14 protein-coding genes are annotated in these 19,274 nt (G+C 35.1%); 5 read left to right on the top strand and 9 right to left on the bottom strand.

The annotated features are described in order from the left end of the window. Positions 1-376: transposase (locus tag AC4PRO_RS03910; protein ID WP_492116390.1), on the top strand; the 376-nt coding region annotated here is incomplete at its 5' end. A 109-nt stretch (positions 377-485) separates the two neighbouring features. Here AC4PRO_RS03910 and AC4PRO_RS03905 read toward each other — a convergent pair. Then, positions 486-1,700: an AbiH family protein gene (locus AC4PRO_RS03905; protein WP_492116389.1), complete on the bottom strand. Its 1,215-nt coding sequence runs from the start codon at positions 1,698-1,700 to the stop codon at positions 486-488. Between the two features lie 130 nt (positions 1,701-1,830). Here AC4PRO_RS03905 and AC4PRO_RS03900 point away from each other — a divergent pair, with 130 nt between their 5' ends. Continuing rightward, entirely contained in the window at positions 1,831-2,613 is a 783-nt protein-coding gene (locus AC4PRO_RS03900; protein WP_074720696.1) for an alpha/beta fold hydrolase, read from the top strand. Here AC4PRO_RS03900 and AC4PRO_RS03895 read toward each other — a convergent pair. The 6 genes from AC4PRO_RS03895 to AC4PRO_RS03870 form a co-directional block, all read right to left on the bottom strand. Further along, positions 2,587-3,279: an ATP-binding cassette domain-containing protein gene (locus AC4PRO_RS03895; protein ID WP_492116388.1), complete on the bottom strand. Its 693-nt coding sequence runs from the start codon at positions 3,277-3,279 to the stop codon at positions 2,587-2,589. The genes AC4PRO_RS03900 and AC4PRO_RS03895 overlap by 27 nt on opposite strands. After that, on the bottom strand, positions 3,276-3,575 hold the full coding sequence (locus AC4PRO_RS03890) for a hypothetical protein (protein WP_492116387.1): 300 nt from the start codon (positions 3,573-3,575) through the stop codon (positions 3,276-3,278). Before AC4PRO_RS03890 ends, AC4PRO_RS03895 begins: the two co-directional genes overlap by 4 nt. Before the next feature lie 13 nt (positions 3,576-3,588). Further along, a complete protein-coding gene (locus tag AC4PRO_RS03885) occupies positions 3,589-6,351 on the bottom strand; it encodes a PD-(D/E)XK nuclease family protein (protein WP_492116386.1) in 2,763 nt (920 codons plus the stop codon). Between the two features lie 64 nt (positions 6,352-6,415). After that, positions 6,416-7,849: an OmpA family protein gene (locus AC4PRO_RS03880; RefSeq protein ID WP_492116385.1), complete on the bottom strand. Its 1,434-nt coding sequence runs from the start codon at positions 7,847-7,849 to the stop codon at positions 6,416-6,418. 133 nt (positions 7,850-7,982) lie between these two features. Next, a complete protein-coding gene (gene kbl, locus AC4PRO_RS03875) occupies positions 7,983-9,176 on the bottom strand; it encodes a glycine C-acetyltransferase (RefSeq protein ID WP_492116384.1) in 1,194 nt (397 codons plus the stop codon). Positions 9,177-9,226: 50 nt separating this feature from the next. Continuing rightward, positions 9,227-12,985, bottom strand: a complete 3,759-nt coding sequence (locus AC4PRO_RS03870; protein ID WP_492116383.1) for a UvrD-helicase domain-containing protein — start codon at positions 12,983-12,985, stop codon at positions 9,227-9,229. 237 nt (positions 12,986-13,222) lie between these two features. Between AC4PRO_RS03870 and rbfA the strand changes: the two genes are divergently transcribed. Continuing rightward, entirely contained in the window at positions 13,223-13,615 is a 393-nt protein-coding gene (rbfA, locus tag AC4PRO_RS03865) for a 30S ribosome-binding factor RbfA (RefSeq protein ID WP_074720684.1), read from the top strand. 1 nt (position 13,616) lies between these two features. Beyond that, positions 13,617-14,816 (top strand): ABC transporter permease, encoded by a 1,200-nt coding sequence (locus AC4PRO_RS03860; RefSeq protein ID WP_492116382.1) that lies wholly within the window; start codon positions 13,617-13,619, stop codon positions 14,814-14,816. A 97-nt stretch (positions 14,817-14,913) separates the two neighbouring features. Here the strand turns inward: AC4PRO_RS03860 and dusB are convergent, their stop codons facing one another. Further along, entirely contained in the window at positions 14,914-15,906 is a 993-nt protein-coding gene (dusB, locus tag AC4PRO_RS03855) for a tRNA dihydrouridine synthase DusB (RefSeq protein ID WP_492116381.1), read from the bottom strand. A 361-nt stretch (positions 15,907-16,267) separates the two neighbouring features. Here dusB and lepA point away from each other — a divergent pair, with 361 nt between their 5' ends. Continuing rightward, positions 16,268-18,064: a translation elongation factor 4 gene (lepA, locus tag AC4PRO_RS03850; RefSeq protein WP_074721142.1), complete on the top strand. Its 1,797-nt coding sequence runs from the start codon at positions 16,268-16,270 to the stop codon at positions 18,062-18,064. Positions 18,065-18,179: 115 nt separating this feature from the next. Here the strand turns inward: lepA and AC4PRO_RS03845 are convergent, their stop codons facing one another. Continuing rightward, on the bottom strand, positions 18,180-19,112 hold the full coding sequence (locus AC4PRO_RS03845) for a 1-phosphofructokinase family hexose kinase (protein ID WP_492116380.1): 933 nt from the start codon (positions 19,110-19,112) through the stop codon (positions 18,180-18,182). Positions 19,113-19,274 lie beyond the last annotated feature (162 nt).

The raw sequence follows: 19,274 nt of genomic DNA, 5'->3' as shown, positions 1-19,274 counted from the left end.
ACATAGAGTTTTTCCTTTTCAGACTAACAAATATTTACGCTTAATTTTTGCTACTCCACAGGTTTTGGTATTGATCCCATATCAGCTTGCTCAAGACTTACGAAATGTTTTTGAAAATACTACGGATAAAATTTATGGTTTAACCAAATTAGCCATATGGCATGAAAAAGTAGCTCAGGCTGAATTTAAATCATTTAATACCATATCTAGATCAATACAGAATCATTATCAAACAATCGTAAACTATTTTGACAACAGAAGCACTAATGCATCAGCGGAATCTTTCAATGCAAAAATTAAAGCGTTTAGATCTCAATTTAGAGGCGTGAGAAACATTGAGTTTTTCCTTTTTAGGCTAACTAATATATATGCCTAATTTTTGCTACTCCACAGGTTTTCGTTATGATCCCTTGTCATCCTGACAAAGGAAGGATCCTATCATAAAACTTAATAAAAACAAACGGTTTTCAGAAATGGGAGCCGTTTTATTTTTTAGGCAATTGGATTTGAGGCAAAGGTTGACAAAGTGTTTTATTGACAATTTTCTCCCTCATTAACTTCTTCTTATTAAAATGTCTCGAAATATTTTGAATGATTTCTGTGTAATTATCTTTACCATCCTCTTTCTTATAATAAAAAACTTTTATGGAACGACAATTTGAATGCTCAAAGACTGTGTTTAACAAGGTCCTATCTGACAGACCGCAGGAATGCCCCATAATTAAAACTTGAAATTTTTCACTATCAATGTAATCTAGTAAGTTTTTATAATTAGAGTTTTGTAAATATTGGAATGACTTAAAATTCTTTAAATACTCATTGTCATCTAAATTTTCAATTATCTTATAATCTTCATCCATTTCGTCTCCAAATCCAAAATTAATTCTATTGTTGTTGTCATCTAACCTTCCGTGAATTTGTATGTTTTCGACATTTCCATAATTCCTATCTTCCCCATATTCCTTAGTGAGACTATAATAGCTATCAATAGTTTTAGTATAATTAAAATTTAAAAAGCGAGTGTTTATTTCCTTTCTCTTATTTAAAGTATATTCCTTATAAAAATCTCTTAATTCATCTTGATCTTGACTTGGGAATTCTAAGAAGTATTCATCACTTTCTTTATTAATTTTAAGCAAATCACAAATAGGTATTATTCTTTTATTACTCTCAATTATTTTATCCTTTAAATACTTTTCCAGCAAGTTTTTTATTTGTTCAAACTCCTTATTCAGTTTTATTATTTTCCCTTTCCGCGAGATTTCAAACTCATCTTCGTCCACTAATTTATTAGCCGGTTTTAAATTTACAACAACTTTTACTACCTTATAATATTCATTTTCTATATCAACCCAATTCTGAATTATTTTTTTATTAATGAGTCTAAAAAATTCGTTTTTATAAATAAGGATATGTTCTCTTGGATATTTACCCGTTTGAGCATTATTCCCATATTCTCGGTAAATTTCAGCTTCAGAAAATTTTATTTTTTCGTTTACTACTATAAAGTTTTTAGCTAGACCTGCTAAATCTCTAATGTTTTCAAATAGGATTCTTGAATCAAAATTAAATTCTACAAACTCGTCTTTATGATTTGATTCTTTAATTCCAGCCCAATAATCATCAATAAAATCTTTATAAGAAGTTGGTAATCCATGCGCTAAATCAAATCCGTTTCCAATAATAACAAGTCTGTTCATATCTAAAAAATTGCTTCTCTCAAATATACTATTTTTAATACAAGAAAAGTTCTAAAAACTTATATCAACTTCTATGACTTATATGGTTTAAAAAAAATAAAGTCCTAATTTTGCAAAAAAACTAAACCCGTTGAAACAAATTCAGTTCAAAAATACCAGCATCTCTTATTCTGATACCGGAAAAGGCACCGCTATAGTCCTGCTTCATGGTTTCCTGGAAAATCAAAGCATGTGGGATAACTACATTGCTACTTTCTCTAAGAGAAACCGGGTTGTTACCATTGATTTATTGGGTCACGGAGAAACAGAATGTTTGGGCTATGTCCATTCCATGGAAGACAACGCTGATGCCGTTCATGCTGTTTTGACAGAATTGCGCATCCGAAAAGCAATTCTCGTTGGCCATTCGATGGGCGGCTATGTAGCTTTGGCTTTCGCAGAATTGTATCCTGAAAATGTAAAAGGCTTAGTTTTACTAAATTCAACGGCAAGAGCAGATAGCGAAGAACGAAAAGTGAATCGCGATCGCGCGATTAGAGCCGTAAAACAATCTTTTGTGAATTTTATATCGCTCTCTATTGCCAATTTATTTAGCGAAGGAAACCGAGAAAGACTAGTCAACGAAATTGAAAGTGTAAAAAACAAAGCCCTAAAAACACCACTGCAAGGTATCGTAGCTTCGCTTGAGGGAATGAAAATCAGAAATGATCGTGAAGTATTATTACACCTTTCCACTTTTCCAAAACTATTGATTCTTGGAGAAAAAGATCCCGTTTTACCACATGAAGAAACAAAACAGCAAATTCAAAACACCGAGGTGCAGTTAGTTACTTTTCCAGACGGACATATGAGTCATATTGAAAATAAAGAAGAATTGACAGAAGTTCTATTGAAATTTTTTAAGAGTATTTAAAAAATTAGCGTTTAAATATCCTTTATCAACTAGCTCCTCTTTACTTTTAATATGATGTAGCTTGCCGTCTTTCATTAGCATCAATTTTGTCGAAATCGAAATTACATTTTCATAATTATGATCTGTAATGAGAACCCCTTTTCGTGTAGCGTTTTCTTTTATCAGTTTATTTACTTTTTCAATCATAAGCGGCGACAAACCATTATAAGGTTCGTCTAAAAGAACAAATTTAGAAGGATTACAAAGCACTAACTTAATTTCTAAATAGCGTAATTCCCCACCTGACAACTGCGAAATTTTTCTATTGTTAATCGACTGGATCATTTCATCATTATAAAAACACTCCGCATGTTCGCTATTTATGGAGAGCGAAATGGCTTTCTTGACTGATAATTGATTCGGAATAAAATTGTCTTGAGAGAGATAACTAATTTCATTAAAAAGATCACTGATTTTCGTTTTGACCACACCATCAATTCGCACGAACTTAAAATCAGCATTCTCAATTCCGAAGATGATTTTTAACAAGGTCGATTTTCCAGAACCATTTCGACCTAATAAACCTATAATGTCATTAGTTTCGCATTTCAAATATACATCTGAAAGAATGGATTGAGCATCATATCTTTTCTGTACGCTATCAACTTCTAAAATATGCTTTTTCAAAATAGTGTAGCGATAAAATTAAAGGTAAAACTTAATATAACAAGAAAAACAAAAGCACAACCCCAGGCAGACAGCCAAAGCTCCTTTTTTGAAATGGCATTATTGTAGTAAAACAAATATTCGTTTTTAGAATTTAATTCCTTGACCACTAAACTAACCACAAAACCAAAAGTCAAAAAAGTGTATTTAAACGCAAATAACCCTCCAAAGAGAATTGGCAACACACAAACAGCCAAGTTAATTACTAAGGTACTTTTAAAGAATTCAAATATGTTATTTGCTTTTTGTAAAGTCATACTTTTTATCCTTTTACACTTTCTCTTCAAATGGAATACTGACATCTAAAATTTCATTCAACAACAGCACAATCTGTTCGAGATAATTAGTCATCACTTCTTCATTAATTATCACATTTCCTTCTTTTTCTTCTTTGAAATTAAACGGTAAAAACCCCGATTTTAAATTCTTAAAAGAGATAATTCCCGCTTCAATGGGTTTGCAATTGGCTTCGGTTTCATACATGTACGCATAAGCTAAAACCTGAATAATTTTATCGTTTTTAATCTCCTCGGTCAATCCTTTCCATGTCTTCAGCATTACACTGGACTTTTCAACTTTTCCGGTTTTATAGTCAATAATCCGAATAACTCCGTTTCGTTCTTCGATTCGATCGACATTCCCTTTTATCAATACCGGAAACGGCAAAGTGGGATGATTTAAGGTTCTTTGAAAAGTTTCTTCTAAGGCTAAAATCTTTATTGCATCACCTGCTTTTATACTTTCTAATTCGACTTTCAGGAAATTGGAAACATTTCGTTTCGCCACTTCAAAAGCAAGTAGATTACGACCTTTCTTAATTTCGCCTTCTTTATACACTACTTTGAATTGTTTCAGCACCTCATCATCAATTTGTTTGAAACAGTTTTGAATGTCTGACTCTGAAATAAATCTCCCCACAAATGGATCGTATAGCGATTTCAAAGTCTCGTGAATAATAGTTCCCAAAGTGTTCAACGCGATATTTTCTTCCACTTCTTCGACTTCTCTGATTCGCAATATCTTTTGAAAATAAAACTGAATCGGGTTCCTGATATAACTTGTCAATGCCGATGGTGAAAAACCAACAGCAGCAATTTCCTTTAAACGTAACATCACCGATTCTGATTTCTCAATAACCATTGGTGTATACGCTGTTTCCGGCAATACGGCATTGTAAATTTCGTGTGTCAAATTATGTTTTGGCTGTTTCTCGACTTCTAATTGAGTGATAAACCTACTTTTTTCGCCTGCATCTAATCCTTCACTTTCGGTGTTATAAAGCAAATAGATGTTTTTAGCACGTTGTAATAAATGATAAAAATGATAGGTATAAATAGCGTCTTTCTCTTTGAATGTAGGCAAACCCAATTCCCGTTTCACATCATACGGAATAAACGAATTCTGCGATTTTCCGGCAGGAAATTTCCCTTCATTCATAGAAGTTACTATCACAGTATCAAAATCAAGTACACGACTTTCTAAAACACCCATGATTTGCAAACCGTTTAGCGGCTCTCCTTCAAAAGAAACTTCGGCAAGATCAATCACTTGTTTATATATGGCGTAAAGCGTTTCTATCTTATCAATGTGCTCGTGTTGTGAATAATAGTTAATCAGTTTATTGATCACTTTAAAAATAGAGAATACAAAGGCTTTTGTAATTTTTTCTTCTTCATTGTCATTGCTTAAATTCTCTTTAATGGTAAGCAACAACTTGGAAACAGTTTGTAAAACCGCAATCGAACCATTTTCCCATTTTTGGAATAACAGCAGAAATAAATCAGTAGGATTCCCATTCAATTCCATCAATTTGTGATGGGTTATAAAAGTGTAATTATTTTTATTAATAAGGTTAACTAAAGAGCTTGTTTGCGCATAAGGCTCCACTAAAGGATGCGTTAGAATATCCAACACATCTTTATAATACAATACATAATTTTTCGCATTTCTGGCCAGCGCATTCGTATGCATCTTGAACAACTTGGCGATCAAAATCTGAGCAGGATTATTTTTACTAGGATATCCCATGGTAATATTCAGAGCTCCCACAGTGGAGGGCAACGAATATAAAAGTGGTACTAGAAGATTTTCTTCACCAAGTACAATAGCAACTTTATCTAGCGTAGTATTGGGATTCTTATTAATTATATTTTCAATAATGCCTCCAGCAATTTTCGCCTGACCAATTGTTTTTGGCGTACCAATAACTTGAATGTTTTTTGTTTGTGAAAAATCATCCACAATCCATTCAAAAGGATTTGACTTGTATTTTTTCCAGCCTTTTTTGAATCGCCTAACAAACAAGCCCGCATCATGATAAGGGTCATTTAGGAAGGTTTGGTCGGCATCCCAGTATATTTTGGCCTGATTAGAGGCTATAAGGTGTTGAATGATTTTTTCTTCGGAAGCATTTAAGGCATTAAATCCCGCGAAAACAAAGTTCTTATTAGTAATTGATTTCGAAAACTGATTCAGATTCCCCACCGCTTCCCGATAGATTAATCCTTGGTAACCAATCCCTTTTTTGAGTAGGTGAGCATATAGCGTTTGGTAGTAATTAGGCAATAATTTCCAAAAGTCTATATAATTTTCGAGTAGTTGAGTTTTATTCTCCACTTCGATTCCCCATTTCTTAATATCTTCAATGTCTTTTAAGTAAGACAAAACATAAGATGACTCTAACAGATAGCGATCGATTTCATTAAAATCCTGTAAGAGTGTTTTGGCCCAATTAGCAAACAATTCAAATGATTGTTGGTTTGCTTTTTCAGTAACTGATAAATACACATCATAGAATTCAAATAACAATTCGATGGGATCTACAGTACGAATTCCTGCGATATCTTGGATAAAGTCCTCGATGCTACTAATTTCAGGAGAAAGAATGTTACCGTCAACTTGCTTTTTCAGGGCTTCAATCAGGAAAATTTTAGCTCTCTTATTTGGCAAGACTACTATCGTATTGGATAGTTTGCCTGAGTAATTTTCTATTAAAACTTGTGCGATTTTATCTAAAAAAGAAGTATTTATCATTTCATAAAAATAAAAAAAACGCCCCGATAAATCGAGGCGTTTTCAATAAATATTTTAGGAAAATTTATTCTTTTATTAAAGAAATTTCAACTCTTCTGTTGTGTGCTTTTCCTGCAGCAGTTTTATTAGTATCCATTGGTTTAGTTTCACCAAAACCAGTATGCTCTAATCTATCATCTTTGATTCCATTTTCAATCAAATAATTTTTTACTGCGTGAGCTCTATTCATCGATAAAGTTTGATTCAACTCATTACTTCCATCACTATCAGTATGTCCTTCAATTAAGAATCTTGAATAAGGATATTCTTTTAAGATTTCAGTGATTGACACTAAAGTTGGGTAAGTTTCTTTTTTGAAAGATGCTTTTCCAGAATCAAACAAGATAGTTCTACTATACTCATTTAATTTCATCATAACAGCTTCTGATACTTCAGGACAACCCTTATTAGCAACAGTACCTTTTACTTCTGGACATTTGTCATCTTTGTCTAAAACTCCGTCACCGTCAGTATCAGGCCAAGGACAACCAGCATTTTCTTTTGGTCCTGCAACAGTAGGACATTTATCATCTTTATCAGCTACTCCATCTTTATCAGCATCTGGACAACCTTTCAATGAAGCTAAACCAGCAACTTCTGGACAAGCATCATCTTTATCGGCGATTCCATCTCCATCTGTATCAGGACAACCATTAAGTTCTTTAAGACCAGCAACTTCTGGACAAGAATCAGCACTATCTTGAATTCCGTCTCCATCAGTATCAGGACAACCGTTGAATTCTTTTAAACCTGCAACTTCTGGACATGCATCATCTTTATCGTAGATTCCGTCACCATCAGTATCTTTTCCTCCAAATTTGAAGATAAGACCAGCAGTATGTTGGAAATGAGATGGAGCATCAGGAGTTCCAACAGCATCTTCTCTATCTCCAAAAGATTTTTTGTAAGCAGTAGCAAGAGAAAGACCAACGTTTTCAGTAAACCAAAAAGTTAAACCAGCACCAGGATTCAATGTACCATAACTACTATCACCAAAGAAAGTATAACCTCCTCCAACAGATAGCGATGGATCAATCACTTTAGAATTAATAAGACTCATGAAGCTATATCTAACTGTAGCATCAATACCGTAATACATTAAGTCTCCAGGATTAGAAACAACCATTCCTCTTGCATCATGTCCTACAGCTGTTGGAGCAAATTTCACATATCTGTCAATCTTGTTAACAGAACCTTGCAAACCAAAAGAGAAATTATCCCCTAAGTATTTAGATACACTGATATAAGATACAGATGGAAGAACATTCCAATTGTCTTTTATAGCGAAAGGTTGAGAAAAATGTTGGTCTGCCCAACCATTTCCGCCACCTGCACTAGTTCTGGTGTCTACGGCATTCACTCCAAAAGAGATAGCCCATGGATTATTACTGTCTTGTGCGTGAGAGCTCAAGCTCATCACCATCATTACAGCAACTAAAATTTTGCTAAGATGTTTCATACTTATTTTTTTTAATTACAATTTAGTTAATTACAAACAAAAGTAACACGTAATTCTTTAATTACAAAACGAAATGTTAAAAAAAACCTATTAAAATAAGAAAAAATGGCAATTATATAACTTTAGATTATAATTATACAACATTCAGAAACCGCCCAACTTCAATAAATGCCGAAATTGCTTTATCCAAATGCTCTTTAGTATGTGCTGCAGACAGTTGGACTCTAATCCTTGCTTTATCCTTAGGTACCACGGGGAAAAAGAATCCAATGACATAAATCCCTTTCTTCAACAATTCATCTGCCATAGTTTGGGACAATTTGGCATCGTACAACATAACTGGTACAATCGCAGAATCTCCTTCGACGATATCAAAACCGGCTTCTTTCATCCCTGCTTTGAAATAATTGGTATTCCACTCTAATTTATCTCTTAACGTAGTATCTTTTTCTAATAATTCGAAAACTTTAATCGAGGCTCCAACGATCGCAGGTGCTAAAGAATTAGAAAACAAATACGGTCTTGAACGTTGACGTAACAATTCAATAATTTCTTTTTTAGCGGTCGTATATCCGCCCATTGCTCCTCCCAAGGCTTTTCCAAGAGTTCCAGTGATGATATCGACTCTTCCCATTACTCCTTTAGCCTCCAGTGTTCCTTTTCCTGTCGCTCCAATAAAACCAGCAGCATGACATTCATCTACCATAACCATTGCGTCATATTTATCCGCTAGGTCACAAATTTTGTCTAACGATGCTACAATACCGTCCATAGAAAAAACACCGTCAGTAACGATTATTTTAAAACGACTACCCGCTTCGTTTGCTTTGATCAATTGTTGTTCTAAATCGGCCATGTCGTTATTTGCATAACGGTAACGTGCTGCTTTACACAAACGAACTCCGTCAATAATAGAAGCATGATTCAAACTATCTGAAATTATAGCATCGCCTTCTCCAAATAATGGTTCAAAAACCCCTCCGTTTGCATCAAAAGCTGCTGCATACAGAATTGTGTCTTCTGTTCCGTAAAACTCAGAAATCTTTCTTTCTAATGTTTTATGAATATCTTGTGTTCCACAAATAAAACGCACCGATGACATTCCGAAACCATGCGTATCCATTGCGTCTTTTGCCGCTTGGATCACCTCTGGGTGTGATGATAGTCCCAAATAATTATTAGCGCAAAAATTCAAAACCGTTTCTCCTGTTGAAACCGTAATTTCAGCATCTTGCGGTGATGTAATGATTCTTTCTTTCTTAAAAATCCCGTTATCTTCTATTGTTTGCAATTCGTTTTGAAGATGTTCTTTTATTTTTCCGTACATTTTTTTATCTTTTTTAAAAGTTTGATTTTTGCGAATAATTCATTTTTACGCTACAAATTTACTACATCGATTTCTTTTCCGATATAAATCAGTGCTTTTTTTACGACTTTATAACCCATTAATTCAATTGCCGATTGGTAATTTTCTAATTGCTTTTGATATTTTGCATCGTGAGCTCCCGTTTTATAATCCAATAAAAAAACCTCTTTGCCTTTGGTCACCACCATTCTATCAGGCTTTATCGTTTTTCCTTCCTTTTGAATTATGGTTTGCTCATTTAACACTTCATGCTCTTCAGAAAAAAAAGATTGTAACTCTTGATGATTTACAATATCTTGAATTGTCTTGTGTACCAATTCCTTTTGATTCAAAGTAATCAATCCGCTTTCAATTGATTTAGTAACCGCCAGATCAATGTCGTTTTTTGTCTTTACAAAAGATAATATTTCATGAACTACATTCCCGTATTCTATAGACTCTTGCTGATATGTCCCCCACATCAATGCCTCTCGCTGGGCTATTTTAATATTTTTTGGATTTAAAATTTCAGCCACAACACGAATTGCTTTTGAAGTATCAATATGCTTTGCCTTATTTGATAATTTTGTAGCACTTCCAAATTCGTAATCCAATTTGTTTTCGTCAAAAACTCCTTTGCTCATTAAATAATTAATAAAAAAAGTAGCCATATTATTTTTAGGAACTTCTCCTTTACTAGACAAATTCATATTTGAAATCACATACAGCTGCTCCTCTGCCCTAGTTAAAGCCACATACAAAACATTGACATTATCCAATAATTCTTCTTGTTTCTTTTGATCATAGATCGCTTTTGCTTCGACACCAAAACCTTCTACAGCACTACTATTATCTACCAACACCTTTGACAGACCGAAATCCATTTCTTCACCGTCAAGCCATAACTTATCTTTTGGCTTTCGACTGTAATCTTCTTCGGCGAAAGGCATGATTACCACAGGAAATTCCAATCCTTTGGATTTGTGTATCGTCATAATACGAACCGCATTATTTCCTTCAGGTGACGGGATACTGAATTTCTCACCATTTTTATCCCAAAAATTAAGAAAGTCTGCTATTCCTGCCTGGTTTCTAACATCGCGTTCGAGAACAATATCAAGGAAATATTGCACGTAGGCATTCCCCACCCCAGCCCTCCCCGAAGGGGAGGGAGACTTAACGGTTGTATTGTCTTTTGATTTATTAGCCAAATTGAATAATTTGTCATTATTCAATTCTAAAGTTTGTTGCTGCTCTTCCAGTACGTTTCTAATAGTATCTAAAACTTTTGAAATTGAACTTACTACTTCTTCATTAAGGAAGCGGATTACTTTATATCCTAAACTATTTAAAACAGTTGTTCTTTCTTGATCTAATACTATTTGTTCCTCCGTGAAATGATATTCTCCATCAACCTCAACGATTAGTTTTTTTGACAAACAAACAAAATCAACTATATAATTATCTATCAAATGTTGCTGCCTGAATTTGCTGCCCAAAGACTGCTCTTTGAGTTCATCCCAAAGTATTTTCTCAGCAACCGTAAGTTCTTTTCTATGTGCAATTGCTTTTTCTATCAAAAGATGCGAATAATTCCCACCAGTCATAAATCCTTTTTTACCCGAAATAGTATTATGATTTATTACTACTTCATTAGTATTTCCACCCAGTATTTCCACACTGTCTCCCCCTCCTTCGGAGGGGGCCGGGGGGAGGATAAACTTCGCCACTATCACTTCCACTGCTTCGTACAATGATTTTTTTCGAATGTTTTGAAAGGATAGTGAAATATCATAACTCATCAGCCATTTCTCAAAATCAGCTTCTAGTTTTTGTTCCATTCCTTTGGCAATGAAATCATGAACAGACAACTGATCTTGAATGTTTTTGGCGATATAATGTAGAAAGTGAGCTTTTGCCTCTAAATCGGCATTGTTTTTCAGGTATTTTAAAAGATGAATAATCAACCTGACTTCGGTTGCGTTCTGAATCATCAACGTTTCTGAAGACAACAGCGGAATATTCTGTTCTGTCAAGTAATTAGCAATCGCAATTCCCTGACTTCTTTTACGAGTCAAAATCACAATGTCTTTGTATTCAAATCCTTCTTGAAGTACTTTTTGAATCGTATTCAAAGTGGCTAAGACAAACAGCTCTGTTTTATCCAAGCCTTCTTCGTCCTCTTCTATAGTTTCCACTTTTGGAATAAAAGAAATATTCACATAGCCACCGCTTTTATCATTGGTTTTCTGGTGGCTGTGATTTTCATATAAATCTTTGTAATCAGGCTGTTCAAACTCTGATGACAACAACTTGAAAAATTCATTGTTAAACTCAATTACCTGCGAATAAGAACGGTAATTTTTATCTAAGTGCTCTAACTTCTTGTCTGGATTAGCGAAAGGATTGTTGTCTTTGCTTAGTTCTATAAACTGCTCCGCTTTTCCACCACGCCAGCGGTAAATGGATTGTTTGGGATCACCCACAATCATCAAAGTTCCTTTCTCCCCGTAATCATCTTGACCGGCAAGCGCATTATCAATTAACGGAATTAAATTTTGCCATTGCATCTCTGAGGTATCCTGAAATTCGTCAATAAAAAAATGACGGTAGCGTTCCCCTAATCTCTCATAAATAAACGGCGCAGGTTGATTTTGAATCTCCCGATGTATAATTGCATTAAATTCGGAAATCGAAAGCACATTCTGCTCTTCTTGAATCTTAGCTAATTCATTGCTCACCGTATTCAGTAATGATAACGGCGTTATGTTTCTAAGAAAGGCTTTATAGAAATCTCTTTTTTCGAAATTTTTATAAATTGTTACGAGAACCTGAATCAACTCCGGAATTAGGTTTTCAATTAAAGCGCGATCTTTAGCCGTTTTATTAATGGCAATATCATCAAACTCGTGAAAGGTTTTATTTTTCGGATTGTATTTTCCATCTCGAATACTAATTAAGTGATTTGGAAAGGTTCCTCGCGAGAATGATTTTAAATCAATTCCGTTATTTTCTATTAATGCTAAAGCTGCTTGAGCAAATTCCGCATTGTCTTTTTCCAAGACTTTACAGGACTCAATTAATTTCTTTTTGATCTCGACAAAATCGGCAATGGATTTATCATGAAAATGAGTGATTTCATTTCGGTGGTTTTCATTAAGAACTAAACGCCCCGTGTCCAGAATCTCACGGGAAATATCCCAGGACTTATCATCATCCGTTTTCTCCATGGTGAAATCGATAAGCAACTTGGTCAGCGTTTCGTCTTCCCCAGCTTGCGCGATGATAGCATCAACCGCCTCGATTAATAAATTCTCCGTATCTAAGGTTACCTCAAATGTCATAGGCAACTTTAAATCATGGGCAAAGGCACGAATGACTTTGTGCGTAAATTTATCAATGGTCGAAATATCAAAAGCAGCGTAGTTATGAATAATATGCTTGATGATTTGCTGCGATTTGGTTTTAATTTGGATAATCGACAACGCTGTATCCTTTGCCAAATCTTGCATCAAATCCTCTGCTTTTTTCGAAGGTTCGTCTTTTGCAAATTCGGACAAACTTCCCACGATACGACTTTTCATTTCGTGTACCGCTTTATTGGTAAACGTAATGGCGAGAATGTTGCGATACGCATCATTTTTAGGAGCCACTAAAATGATCTTCAGATATTCTTTTACAAGCGCATACGTTTTACCGGAACCTGCGGATGCATCATATATGGCGAAGGATGGTCTCTCTAACCTTCCTGAAGGGGAGGGAGTCGAAACTGGATTTACTTTATGTTCCAAATTAGTTTATGTTTTTTTATTTGTATTTCAATACGGTAGGATTCCTTTCCTACATTATACTCTATGTCGATGACTACTAGAACTAGCCCTGATAGAAGTGAAAATCCTTTTTCTAAATCTGGAAGATTTAGAAAAAGATTGTAACGAATAGCAGGAAAAAGCTCCTAAAAACAGAACTATTGCTAGGTTGCTTTTAAAAATTGTTTGTTTAATGTTTAAAAGTAGTATTTTTGCACTATGGAAACAAATAGACAGAAAAAAATAGGTGGGGTGATCCAAAAAGATTTGGTTGATATCCTACAAGGTGAAGTGAGAAAAAACGGAGTAAGTAATTTAATTATTTCGGTATCCAAGGTTGTTGTTACTTCAGATTTATCTGTGGCGACGGTTCATTTAAGTGTTTTTCCTCAGGATAAAGCAAAAGAAATTTTAGAGGCTGTTAAGTCGAATTCTAAAACAATAAAACATGATTTATCACAAAGAGTACGTTTGCAATTGAGAAAAGTGCCTAATTTGGTTTTCTTTATTGATGACTCTTTAGACTACATTGAAAAAATTGACAATGCTTTAGCAAGTAAAGATAATCCTATTGAAAATAGAGATCTTCTAGAGAAACGCAAGCTGATATAATTTGAATTTCCCCCTTTACATAGCCAAACGTTATATTCTAAGTAACAGTAAAAACAATGCCATAAACATCATCAATCGCATTGCGAGTATGGGAATCATTGTTGGCGCCATGGCTTTGTTTGTGGTACTATCTGTTTTTAGCGGATTGAAAGTATTTAGTCTTTCGTTCACAAACGACATTGATCCCGATATAAAAATAAGCAGCACTTTAGGAAAATCATTTCTCGTTTCTCCATCAGAAGAAGAACAAATAAAGAAAATAGAAGGCGTGGCTTCCTATAGCAAAATAATAGAAGAACGCGTTTTGTTTGTTTTTGATGACAAGCAAGTCGTTACCTATTTGAAAGGAGTTGACACCAATTTCAGTAAAGTTAACGACATTAAAAAAACATTGTATAATGGACAATGGATTGAGCCTGATACCTATCAGGTCGTTGTAGGTTATGGAATTGCTCAGAAATTCTCCATGGGATTACTGGATTTTAATAAACAACTGGAAGTATTAGTTCCTAAACCAGGAAGAGGAGCCATTACAAATCCCGCGCAAGCTTTTAATAAAACCGATGTTTTTCCCGTAGGCATTTATGCCATAAGTGAAGATCTCGACTCTAAATATGTTTTTGCAGATTTGGGTCTGGCCCAAGAATTATTGGAATACAAAACCAATCAGATTTCGGGAATTGAGATTAAGGAAAAAGCTGGAGCTGATGAAGCAGCAATCATCGAGAAACTACAGACCATCTTCAACAATAAAATCACGGTAAAAAATAGGGCACAACTCAACGAAGCCTTGTATAAAATGTTGAATACAGAGAATATTGCTGTGTATTTAATTTTTACTTTGGTTATCGTGGTAGCGCTTTTTAATCTTATTGGCGCACTGATCATGATGATTCTCGACAAAAAAGGAAACTTAAAAACACTTTTTAATCTGGGAACTGAAATCAAGGATTTACGTAAAATATTTTTACTACAAGGAACTTTACTGAGTCTTTTTGGTGGAATTATCGGACTCCTTTTAGGAATTGCAATTGTGCTTTTGCAACAACATTTTCAGCTGGTGATGATTACCCCAACATTGGCTTATCCGGTGGTTTTTACACTCGAAAATGTATTGATTGTTATGGGAACGATTGTAACCCTTGGTTTTATCGCTTCACTGATTGCAAGTAGTCGAGTGAGTAAAAAGTTGTTAGAGTAGGTTTTCACCGCTAATTCGCAAATTTCATTCTCTTTTAAATTCTCTGTCTTTTTAAATGCCAAAAAAGATAATTTGCGAATTTGCGGTAAACAAAATTTTAAACAACTTCGTATCCTACATACGCTTCTTCGATCTCATTCAAAGCAGCAAATAACTCTTCTGGACGATCTAAGGTAACTAGTTTTTGTTTGAAAGGTTTAAAAGAATGAATCCCTTTAAAATAATTCGTATAGTGAGGTCTTGTTTCTACAATACCGAGTCTTTCACCTTTCCATTCCATTGCCCATGTAAGGTGATTGCGCACTGCTTCAACCCTATCGACAACGGTAGGTTTTGCCAAATGCTCCCCTGTATTGAAATAATGTTTGATTTCGTTAAAAATCCAAGGATATCCTATCGCAGCACGACCAATCATGATTCCGTCAATACCGTATTCGTTTTTATATTGTAATGCTTTTTCTGGGCTATCAATATCTCCGTTACCAAAAATAGGCATCGTAATTCTTGGGTTATTTTTTACTCGGGCAATGTGCGACCAGTCAGAATGACCTTTGTACATTTGAGCTCTTGTACGCGCATGAATACTTAATGCCGCAACTCCAATATCTTGCAAACGCTCTGCAACCTCATCGATATTAATAGAATTATCATCCCAACCCAAACGGGTTTTTACCGTTACTGGTAAATGCGTACTATCGATAACAGCTTGAGTCAATCGAATCATTAAATCGACATCTTTTAATACTCCGGCACCAGCACCTTTGCAAACTACTTTTTTTACAGGACAACCAAAATTAATATCAATAATATCTGGATTTACCGTAGAAACGATTTTAGAAGACAACGCCATAGCTTCTTCATCACCTCCAAAAATCTGAATACCAACAGGTCTTTCATAATCGAAGATATCTAATTTCATTCGGCTTTTTATAGCGTCACGAATTAGCCCTTCGGAGGAAATAAATTCTGAGTACATCATATCGGCACCGTGCATCTTACACAACCTGCGAAAAGGTGGGTCGCTCACATCCTCCATAGGAGCAAGAAGTAAAGGAAAATCCGGTAATTCTATGTTGCCAATCTTAATCATCTGCTTCAATTTTGTGCAAAATTACGCTTTTTTGATCAAAGCATGAAATAGCAACGATGAAAGACTTATTACTTAACTCATTAGTTTGCGATTTGGGACTTTGAAACTGTTGAATTTAAACTATCTTTGCAGATTAATGGTCGCGGTGTACGAATGCGTGAGATTTGAAATTAAAAGGAGGACAGCCAGTGGCTGTCAGGTAAATTACCTCAAAGATGAGTTTGAATGCGGGACTGCAACGAAAACCCTTGTAGTTGTGATATTGCCTCGCAAGATTGTAGTGAATAGCCCGTTCGCCAAGGTGAACAAGCCCAGAAATAACTTCAGGGTAAGCCAAAAATAAAATTGACAGATGGATAAGATGAAAAAAATAAGGAATTTCTGCATTATTGCACATATTGACCACGGTAAAAGCACACTTGCTGACCGTTTACTTGGCGCTACACAAACTGTTACGGCACGTCAAGAAAAAGCACAATTGCTTGACAACATGGACTTGGAACGCGAACGTGGGATTACGATTAAGAGTCACGCGATCCAAATGGAATACACTTATAAAGGAGAAGAATATATTCTAAACCTTATTGACACTCCTGGTCACGTGGATTTCTCCTATGAAGTTTCTCGATCTATTGCCGCTTGTGAAGGGGCACTTTTGATTGTAGATGCGGCTCAAAGCATTCAAGCACAAACGATCTCTAACTTGTATTTGGCTTTAGAAAATGACTTGGAAATTATTCCGGTTTTAAATAAAGTGGATTTACCGAGTGCTAATCCTGAGGAAGTAAGTGATGATATTATTGATTTACTGGGATGTAAATTAGAAGATATTATTCATGCTTCAGGTAAAACTGGTTTTGGTGTAGAAAATATTTTGGCTGCAATAATCGAAAAAATACCTCCTCCATCAGGAAATATTGATGAACCATTACAGGCTTTGATTTTTGATTCTCACTATAACCCATTCCGTGGAATTGAAGTTATTTTCCGTGTAAAAAACGGGCAGATAAAAAAAGGGCAGAAGATTAAATTCATGGCTACCGGAAATGAATATTTTGCAGATGAAATTGGTACTTTGAAGTTAAACCAAGTTCCAAAGCAAATGATTTCAGCAGGTGATGTTGGATATCTAATTTCAGGAATTAAAGAAGCTAAAGAAGTAAAAGTAGGTGATACGTTGACCGATGCGAAAACACCAACAACAAATATAATTAAGGGTTTTGAAGATGTAAAACCAATGGTTTTTGCAGGAATCTACCCCGTGGATACGGAAGACTATGAGGAGTTGAGAAACTCTATGGAAAAACTGCAATTGAACGATGCTTCACTTGTGTTTTTACCGGAAAGTTCAGCAGCATTAGGTTTTGGTTTCCGTTGTGGATTCCTTGGAATGCTGCACATGGAGATTATTCAAGAGCGCCTGGAAAGAGAGTTTAACATGACGGTTATCACAACTGTCCCTAACGTTTCCTACCACGCCTTCACCAAAAAGGATCCAAACACTATTTTGATTGTAAACAACCCTTCAGACTTACCTGAGCCGTCCCGTTTAGACCATGTTGAAGAGCCATTTATTAAAGCAACTATTATTACCAAGTCTGATTATGTTGGGAATGTAATGAGCTTGTGTATTGAAAAACGTGGATTGATTACTAATCAAACCTATTTGACTACAGAAAGAGTTGAATTGACATTCGATATGCCTTTGGCTGAGATTGTATTTGACTTTTATGACCGTTTGAAAACCGTTTCTAAAGGTTATGCTTCATTTGATTATACGCCCATTGGAATGAGAACTTCTAGTTTGGTAAAAGTAGATATATTATTGAATGCTACTATTGTGGATGCTTTGTCATCTTTGATGCATACCGACAATGCTTACTCGATAGGTAAAAAAATGTGTGAAAAGTTGAAGGAATTGATTCCAAGACAACAATTTGATATTCCAGTTCAAGCCGCTATTGGTGTAAAAGTAATTTCTCGTGAAACTATTAAAGCGTTACGTAAAGATGTTACTGCCAAATGTTATGGTGGAGATATTTCTCGTAAACGTAAACTATTAGAAAAACAGAAAAAAGGTAAAAAACGTATGAGACTTGTTGGGAATGTTGAAATTCCTCAAGAAGCGTTTATGGCTGTTTTGAAATTGAATGATTAAAGCTCCTAGCTCCGCTGCGGCGGAGAACTACAATATTGAGAAACCTGACGATGTAAAAATTGTCAGGTTTTTTTATACTCCTCAACTTTGTTCCCCCTTCGGGGGTTAGGGACTCTTATTTATCCTTTAACCACTCAAACAACCTTTTAGCATCTTCAAATTTAAATAACTGAGTGCCTTCATTCATTGTAGCAGCACTACCGCAGGCAACTCCCCAACGAATTACTTCTTTCAGCGGTTTGTTTTGAGCTAGCGCCCAAGTCATTCCACCCACCATGCTGTCTCCGGCACCTACGGTACTTTTTTTAGCAACATTTGGAGCAGGAACGTAATCATAAGAATCTTTGGTAACTAATACTGCGCCTTGAGGCCCTAGAGAAACAACCACAATTTCGGCTCCACCGCTTGCAATGATTTGTTTTGCAGCTGCATTCACCTCCTCCATTTCTAGTTTTTCTACCCCTATTAGCTTGGCTAATTCACCTACATTAGGTTTAATTAAATAAACTCCTGTTTCTAGTACTTTTTTTAACGCTTCCCCTGAGGTATCTACTATTAGTTTCGAATTTGATTTCTTTGCAATTTTAGCAATTTTTTGATAAAAATCAGTAGACAAACCTTCATTTAAACTACCGCTTGCCACGATAAACCTAGAGTGGATAGTAGAGATCGTTTCTAACAACTTGCTTTCTTCATTTGTTGAGATTTCCCCTCCAGTAAAACCAAATCGGTATTGTGAGTTCGTATTATCATCAACGGCTACAAAGCTTTCTCTTGTCCATGTTTCTACTTTAATCGCATGATAAGCAATAGATTCTTTTTCTACTAAATCTTCAAGAATTTTTCCGGTGGCTCCTCCCGATGTGAAAACAGCTACTGATTCCCCTCCTAATCTAGCGATTGCCTTAGAAACATTTATTCCCCCTCCACCTGCGTCATAACGAGGAGTTGCACATCTAATTTTTTGCTCTGCTACTAAACCTTTAAAGTGGCTACTTTTATCTAATGCAGGATTTACTGTTATGGTAACTATATCAAATGCTTTCATTTTGTTTAATTTTACTACTCTAAAGATGCGAAAAAATATTCAAATCTCAAATGTTGCTATCTAACTACTTCTTTTCAGATGATGAATCCAGAATTAATTAGACAAAACCTTTGTACCTTTGCAAACTCTGGACTGCTTTAGAATCTCGTACAGAAAAACAAA

The organism is Flavobacterium sp. DW-iso2, from assembly GCF_058725285.1.
This window is presented reverse-complemented; position numbering and strand designations above follow the sequence as displayed.